This is a genomic window from Prevotella sp. MGM1, assembly GCF_002933775.1.
Lineage (GTDB): Bacteria > Bacteroidota > Bacteroidia > Bacteroidales > Bacteroidaceae > Prevotella.
In genome coordinates, this window is the sequence record NZ_BEWV01000140.1 from 1 (window position 1) to 505 (window position 505).

General features: G+C 57.6%; 1 protein-coding gene. It reads left to right on the top strand.

What is annotated here, in order from left to right; genetic code table 11:
• Positions 1–505: sigma 54-interacting transcriptional regulator (locus MoGM_RS05600; RefSeq protein WP_146078654.1), on the top strand; the 505-nt coding region annotated here is incomplete at both ends.

The window sequence follows — 505 nt, forward strand, 5'->3', positions numbered from 1 at the left end:
GCGGTTCGCTCACCAAAGAGCTTGCGCCGTCGGCTTTCTTCGGACACGTCAGAGGCGCATTCACAGGTGCGGACAGTGCCAGGAAAGGTTATTTCCATGAGGCGGAAGGCGGCACGCTGTTTTTGGACGAGGTGGGCAACCTCGCACCGGAAACCCAGCAAATGCTTCTGCGCGCCATACAGGAGCGGCGATACCGCCCGGTAGGTGACAAATCTGACCGTAGTTTCAATGTCCGCATCATCGCCGCCACCAACGAGGATCTGGAGAAGGCGGTCCATGAAAAGCGTTTCCGGCAGGACTTGTTGTACCGTCTGCATGACTTCGAGATAACCGTCCCGCCGTTGCGCGATTGTCAGGAGGACGTCATGCCGCTGGCTGAGTTCTTCCGTGAAATTGCGAACCGGGAACTGGAATGCGATGTCATCGGCTTTGACGGAGAAGCCCGCAAGACATTGCTGACCCATGCGTGGCCGGGCAATGTCCGCGAGCTTCGTCAGAAAATCAT